The sequence below is a fragment of the Polynucleobacter sp. 39-46-10 genome (assembly GCF_002282275.1).
The window spans coordinates 1-6267 of sequence record NZ_NCJB01000255.1; the positions used below are offsets into that span (position 1 = coordinate 1).

General features: G+C 41.0%; 9 protein-coding genes. 4 read left to right on the plus strand and 5 right to left on the minus strand.

Annotated features, from left to right (window positions below; translation table 11 throughout):
• Window positions 1–183 precede the first annotated feature (183 nt).
• Window positions 184–402 carry a hypothetical protein gene (locus B7X71_RS13800; RefSeq protein ID WP_293599399.1) on the minus strand — a complete coding sequence of 73 codons (219 nt, stop codon included), beginning with the start codon at window positions 400–402 and terminating at the stop codon, window positions 184–186.
• A 93-nt stretch (window positions 403–495) separates the two neighbouring features.
• Complete coding sequence (locus tag B7X71_RS17940; RefSeq protein ID WP_363927095.1) at window positions 496–621, minus strand: DUF3079 domain-containing protein; 126 nt, start codon at window positions 619–621, stop codon at window positions 496–498.
• A gap of 206 nt (window positions 622–827) precedes the next feature.
• Between B7X71_RS17940 and B7X71_RS13805 the strand changes: the two genes are divergently transcribed.
• Together B7X71_RS13805 and B7X71_RS13810 are read left to right on the plus strand one after the other, a co-directional pair.
• A complete protein-coding gene (locus tag B7X71_RS13805; protein WP_293599400.1) occupies window positions 828–1253 on the plus strand; it encodes a PAS domain-containing protein in 426 nt (141 codons plus the stop codon).
• 11 nt (window positions 1254–1264) lie between these two features.
• Window positions 1265–2080, plus strand: a complete 816-nt coding sequence (locus tag B7X71_RS13810) for an NnrS family protein (RefSeq protein ID WP_293599401.1) — start codon at window positions 1265–1267, stop codon at window positions 2078–2080.
• On the opposite strand, the gene B7X71_RS13815 is transcribed toward B7X71_RS13810, so the two are convergent.
• Window positions 1997–2506: a DMT family transporter gene (locus B7X71_RS13815; protein WP_293601040.1), complete on the minus strand. Its 510-nt coding sequence runs from the start codon at window positions 2504–2506 to the stop codon at window positions 1997–1999. The genes B7X71_RS13810 and B7X71_RS13815 overlap by 84 nt on opposite strands.
• A 250-nt stretch (window positions 2507–2756) precedes the next feature.
• Between B7X71_RS13815 and B7X71_RS13820 the strand changes: the two genes are divergently transcribed.
• On the plus strand, window positions 2757–3494 hold the full coding sequence (locus B7X71_RS13820) for an MBL fold metallo-hydrolase (protein WP_293601041.1): 738 nt from the start codon (window positions 2757–2759) through the stop codon (window positions 3492–3494).
• A 483-nt stretch (window positions 3495–3977) separates the two neighbouring features.
• A complete protein-coding gene (locus B7X71_RS13825; protein ID WP_293601042.1) occupies window positions 3978–5039 on the plus strand; it encodes an integrase in 1062 nt (353 codons plus the stop codon).
• Here B7X71_RS13825 and B7X71_RS13830 read toward each other — a convergent pair.
• Together B7X71_RS13830 and B7X71_RS13835 are read right to left on the minus strand one after the other, a co-directional pair.
• Window positions 5036–5638, minus strand: coding sequence for a hypothetical protein (locus tag B7X71_RS13830; RefSeq protein WP_293601043.1), 603 nt, complete (start codon window positions 5636–5638; stop codon window positions 5036–5038). The two genes, B7X71_RS13825 and B7X71_RS13830, sit on opposite strands and share 4 nt — an antisense overlap.
• On the minus strand, window positions 5635–6267 hold a 633-nt coding region (locus B7X71_RS13835; protein WP_293599719.1), incomplete at its 5' end, for an ATP-binding protein. The genes B7X71_RS13835 and B7X71_RS13830, both read right to left, overlap by 4 nt.

The window sequence follows — 6267 nt, forward strand, 5'->3', positions numbered from 1 at the left end:
TACTTGAAGTGTGCGATTGGTGTGCGATTGATTTTTACCCAAAAAATAGACAAAAAAAATGACTTGCGGTTAGCAAGTCATTGTTTCTACAACTAATTCTTGGTGGGTCGGGCGAGATTCGAACTCGCGACCAACGGATTAAAAGATTTCAAATTGCTATAAAACAGTTGCTTAGACATTAGCTTAAACCTGTCTAGAAAGTGGCGTGATATCGGCAGCTAGTCTAGTGGGTTCAATTGGCTTGAGGTGGAAATCAATTGGTGTCGACAGGAGTGTCACGAGACGTGACAGTGGTTTGTCGGGTAAACCGACATCTGGGAATGACTGCTGTCGGCCATTAGCCGTCGGTGAGCAGGGGATTGAAAATCCTTGTGTTGGTGCATCGATTCCGCCCCAGGCCACTAAGAATCTCTATAGCCCACTTGTTGGGCTATTTTCTTTTAAGGCTTAGCGGGACGTGGAATTTAATGATGTTAGGATTGGAAAGCAATAGATCTATTCATGTGGATGCCGCACACTATCAGATCCTTTTTTACATGCAATTGAATTCCGCGGACAATACTTCTGGTATTCCCAGCATACTCCTCCTGAGTTCTGTGATTTCACGTAAATTTTCAGCATATCAATTTTTACCTGTATTCATACGAAAGTTTTTCTCGAATTATTTAATGCATAGCGCTAGATAGCTGCATTTCAAGAGCTTAAAGAGGCCTTATTCTTCGACATAGTTCTATAGAGCTATTTCAATAACTCATGGTTACGTGGAGAATCAAAAAATCTAAAAACAAAAGAGCTTTTGAACTTTAGCTTACGGAGTTTCCCTGAATATGAAATATCAAGTTGATTTTGAGAAATTGGCCAACGCAATGGGTGATGGTGTTGTGATTTCAGATGCCAAAGGCGATATAGTTTTTTGGAATGCATCTGCAGAAAGAATTTTCGGATACTCGGCTAGCGAAGCTCTGGGTAAAAGTTTGGACATCATTACACCAGAGCGTTTTAGAGCGCGGCACTGGGACGGGTATAAAAAATCCATGGAGACGGGAACTACCCGCTACGGTTCTACCTTGCTCACCGTACCGGCCCTTCACAAAGAGGGGGGATCTTTATCAATTGCTTTCACAGTGGCAATGCTGACGGATGAAGATGGCAATGTAGGCGCTATTGCAGCGATTGTGAGGGATGATACGGAGCGCTTTCAGACAGATCGTGAACTCAAAAAGCGCATTGCAGAACTAGAGGCGAAGTCTTAATTAAAGTAGATATGACAAAAAAGACCATCCCTCTTTTTGCGCTAGGCTTTAGACCGTTTTATTTATTGGCGGCATTTTGGTCTGTAGTGGCTATTTTGGAATGGCTGATGGAGCTCAGTGGTTCTGGTATTCGAGGTATTGGTTCGATTCCTGGAATTCAGTGGCATGCCCATGAGATGATTTTTGGATTTGCAACAACAGTTGTCACTGGATTCTCGCTTACTGCTGTTAGATCATGGACGGGGCTCGAGACTCCCAAGGGTAGATCGTTAATGCTGCTATCAATCCTTTGGATTGCTGGACGACTTGGCCCGTTTTTTAGTTCGTATTTTGTAATTATTGACATTCTGTTTTTGCCGATCATCGCAATGATTATTGGTAAGTTGATATTACAAAGAAACATGGTGAGAAATCTATTCCTACCCCTGATTCTTAGTGTTTTGGGAGTATTGAATGGGCTGTTCTATATGTCTGCCTATGGGCATATGAGCATTGATAGTAATGCCCCTTTGATTTCATCATTATTTTTAATTGTGATGATCGAAATCATGATTGGTGGTCGAGTGATCCCAAGCTTTACCGCAAATGCTATTGTAGGATTAAAGCAGTTTCGCAATAAATCATTTGCAGCTCTTGCGGTGGCATTAAGTGCCGCATCCTTTTTGCTTTGGACACTTTTTCCAGTCAGCGTTATTACTGCTCTTATATGCATTCTGACCGGCATATTACAGTTCATTTTGCTGTTAGGCTGGAAGCCCTTGGCTGCACGATCCAAGCCATTCCATGGGAGCTTGCTGACTAAAAAGGCTGCTAAAGCCAATCATTAATAGACCTGTTAATGATATTAAAAAGGCAATAAGTAAATTTCGTGGCATCTTAAAATGAGAGTTGATACCAACTAATAATGCCGCCCAAAAAGGAATGCCGCCATTTACAAAAACCCCAGCATGTGCGCTTGGAGCGTACGAGAATCCGGAATATATAAAAAGACCGTATCCTAGTCCGCCAAATACTGCAAGTGCAAAATATTTTGGCCAATTTTTAAATGGAATCAGCCATAAGAAGGCTGGCAAAGTAAGGGCACCAGAAACTCCGAATCTAAGTGCGGCAAGATCATATGGGGTAAATTCAGTTTTAGCTCCAAGACGGGAGATTACATTGAATCCTGTCCAGCAAATAACAACGCCAAGGCTTGCTATTAGACCTTTGAGATATTCAGAATTAAATTTATTAATATCGTTCCTATGAGTCATATAGTTACATCTCTAAATTTTTAGTATGAACTGGGGGAATATGCCTCTTTCACCATTTCAATTGGCATTAACGCTGGCCTCAATTAATGGCCTCTTTAGGGTAGACGCCCTATATTTTATTTGTTATCCTTCCAGCAGGAAGTCAATCAACTTATCTATATATGGGCCAACAAAACTTACTTTTTTAAATGCGCTTACTTGTTAAGATTTTACGCTACTTTTACTTTTTTTGAATGGCTCTAGGAGGAACATGAAACTTCAATTCATTGGCTCGGGCGATGCTTTTGGCAGTGGTGGGCGATTTAATACTTGCTTTCATGTAACTGGCAGTCACATTAACTTTTTGATTGATTGCGGTGCTTCATCGCTAATAGCTTTAAAGAAAAATTTAATAAACTTGAATGATATTCAGACAATCTTCATCACCCATTTTCATGCTGATCATTTTGGTGGAATTCCCTTCTTTATTCTTGATTCGCAATTTTTTTCTAAACGACAAAAGCCCTTAACAATTGTTGGACCAAATGGCCTGGCTAATTGGTATAAAAAAGTAATGGAGGTTAGTTTTCCTGGATCATCTAAAACTAAACTCAAATTTGAATTTTCATTGGTTGAAATAAATGCTGGAGAAAAAATTAATATCGATAATGTCGTTGTGGAATCTTACCAAGCGCAGCATGGTATTTTAAATGGCCCATTCTTAAGCTATAGATTGACAGCCGGGGAGAAGGTGATCTCATATACTGGGGATACTGAATGGACGGATGATTTAATTCATGTGGGAAAAGAGGCGGATATTTTTATTGCAGAGGCATACTTTTTTGATAAATTGATTCCATACCATTTAAATTTAGCTTCTATTGTTCAAAATTTGCCTAAAATTAAACCAAAGCGGCTCATTCTTACTCATATGAGTGATGATATGTTGGGTATGCTTAAAGAGATTAAGCACGAGGTTGCTTTTGATGGGATGAATGTTTTTATCTAATATTTCATAACTAACAAAAATGGAGCTTTAAATTTCTGAGTAACTCATGTTTTCTTAAAAAAAATATTTTAGAAAATTGAGCCAATAACTTTGTGTTTAGGGGGCGATCACTATTTATGCTTAGTATGGCCACAGATTTTTAATACAAATATTTACATTGATTCCCTTGCCTGGAATTGCAATTTTCCATCCTTTCTTTATTGCAGCCAACCTTGTTTTCTGAATAGATAATCAGAGGGTGTAGTTTGTCGGTTTACCCGACAAACATGGTGGTCGCCCAAGCTTCAATCTGAAGTTAAGCTACAAGTGTCTCGAAACACGACACTTGAATTGCAAAATCTTAGCCAACTTTTCTTTAAATCTAGTTCATCCCAATCTGCTGATGTAATTCACCTCCACCAAGGTTTAGTAAGTCTCTTTAAGCGATCGGGTAGCAATCAATGGCAATGTCGTTTTAAGCTACCTAATGATCAATGGAACTCCATGAGTACTGGACGTGCGGATCTTGAGGAGGCCAAGCAAGCTTCTATAGCTCTTTATGAGCAGACCATGGCTAAGATAAGCCAGGAATTAAGCTTCAAATCTAAGTCATTTCGGCAATTAGCCGTGGAAGAGTTGGCGGAACTCTCAAGGGCCTCGGCAGAGGGTAAAGGGAAGTCTGTTTATCGCGATTACACCTTCGTAATTAATAAGTATTTGATTCCATTCTTTGGTATCTATCAGTTAACTCAAATAACCCCGCAGTTAGTCCAAGAGTTTGAATCTTGGCGAGATAGTGAAATGGGACGCCATCCCATGGCCAGTACTAAGCGTACCCACAGCGCCGCCTATAACCGCATTGTTGAGAGGGCTCGCAATCAAGCATTGATTCCCAAAGATCTTGCCATTCCTTTATTAGATATTCAAGGTGCCCCAGGAGAAGCCAGGCCAGCCTTTAGCGAAATGGAGATCGCTCAATTATTAGCCTTTATGCCTAATTGGGAACAAACAGGGCATCGGGGTAGAACAAGGTCTATACGCCAGCTATGCCGCTCTTATGTGGAATTCTTGCTCTTTACTGGAGTGCGTACCGGCACAGAGACTATGCCGCTACGTTGGAAGCATTTGCAGTGGTATTACATTGGATCTCAAAAATACTTAAAGATCTGGGTATCTGGCAAAACAGGGCCCAGATACTTAATAGCCAAACATGCTGTGATTGAAACTCTTAACCGATTGATTGCTTTTCAAGGTTTGCTGTTTGAGGATTTAGCAGGGTTGTTAGAGTCGGGATATAACCGTAAGATCTTTGTTATGACTGATGGCAGCCAACCTTATAGCCTAAATGGCACTTTTGAGCGATTACTAAGAGACTGTAATTTGCTTAAAGATGTAGCGGGGCGCAATCGCAGTCTGTATAGTCTGCGCCATACCTATGCCACATTTGCTCTAGCTGAAGGGGTTGATATACACACCCTAGCTAGGCAAATGGGTACTTCTACTTTAATGATTGAGCGACATTACTCAAAACTCACCCCAATGATGGCGGCAGCAAAGTTGGCTTAAATCTCAAACTTCCCGATATGTAATTCCTCGCATAAAAGACTTTCAATATCCGCCCTTAGCTCAATCTGCTTTTGCCCATCAATAATGTCTGAAATGAGTTGAGGAAAATCGTCATTTGATATGTGCATGGAATCGGATAATGCTTGATAACGATCTCTGGATTTGGTGTAGTAGTAAAGCGCCTCGTTAAATAAGGCTTCCATTTCATGAAGATCAAGTAAGGCGCTTAGAGCTGCGCGAATGCATAAAGCTGAATTCTTGTTGATGAGCCAGTAGATAGAGCAATCCTTATCTGCCAGGCTAGTAGCAATAAATTCGACATGCTTTAGATTGCCGATGACCATATAGGAGCGATTTGGACCTGTAAAGTTGAGATATCCATCTAGTAGTTTGATGGCATCAAGCTCAGAATCAATTGTCCCAATTGGTTTTGAATACCCGCATATATAGATCTTCTGTGAAGATGAGCTGATCTTCTGAAAGTATTCTTGATCTATGCCATGGTCCGGGGCGTCAAAAACAAAGACTGTTCTAGGGTAGCGCATATCAATTCCTTTATAAGTACTAGCCGCGAGGGCTAGTACTGGTTTGGTGGTCAAGCAGCCATCAAGGGGTTAATGGGTTCTGGGGTAGGTGCCAGCTCAATAATTCCGCCAGGATTATTCGGTGGGTTACGAACAGATCTAACAAAGTCCTCAAGACGCTCTAAGAGCTTTCTATTGCTGGAGCTCACTTGCAGTTGCGTAGTGAGAATCTTGAGTAATTGATCATCTGGCAGAGCAATACCTTCTTGTTGCAAAATCCACTGTGCTCGGGAAAGCCAGTCTTTTGCTGTTACTGGAGGCACAGCCAAGCAATTACTACGATCACGCAAAGCGATATCCACTTGGTCGATGTAGTTCGTTGTAAAGATGAACTGGGTATGACCGATCATGTCATCGATTACATCTCTAAAAGCTATTGCTGCTTTAGGAGTGAAGTTAATCTCATTGGAAATGATGTAGTTACGTTTTTGATCATTGGTAGTAAATAGCTTGTAAAACATGGGTGGACCCCCAAAGACTTCAGTAACATCAGTGACCGAGCTAAATTCAACTGCTTTTAGGCGGGTAACTTCTGCTTTCTTGCCTTCGATGGCATCAGGTAATAAATTGGCAATGGTAGTTTTGCCAGTACCAACCCCGCCGTGAAGGATGAGGGGTTTTAAGTCCCGATCATTGATGTAGTC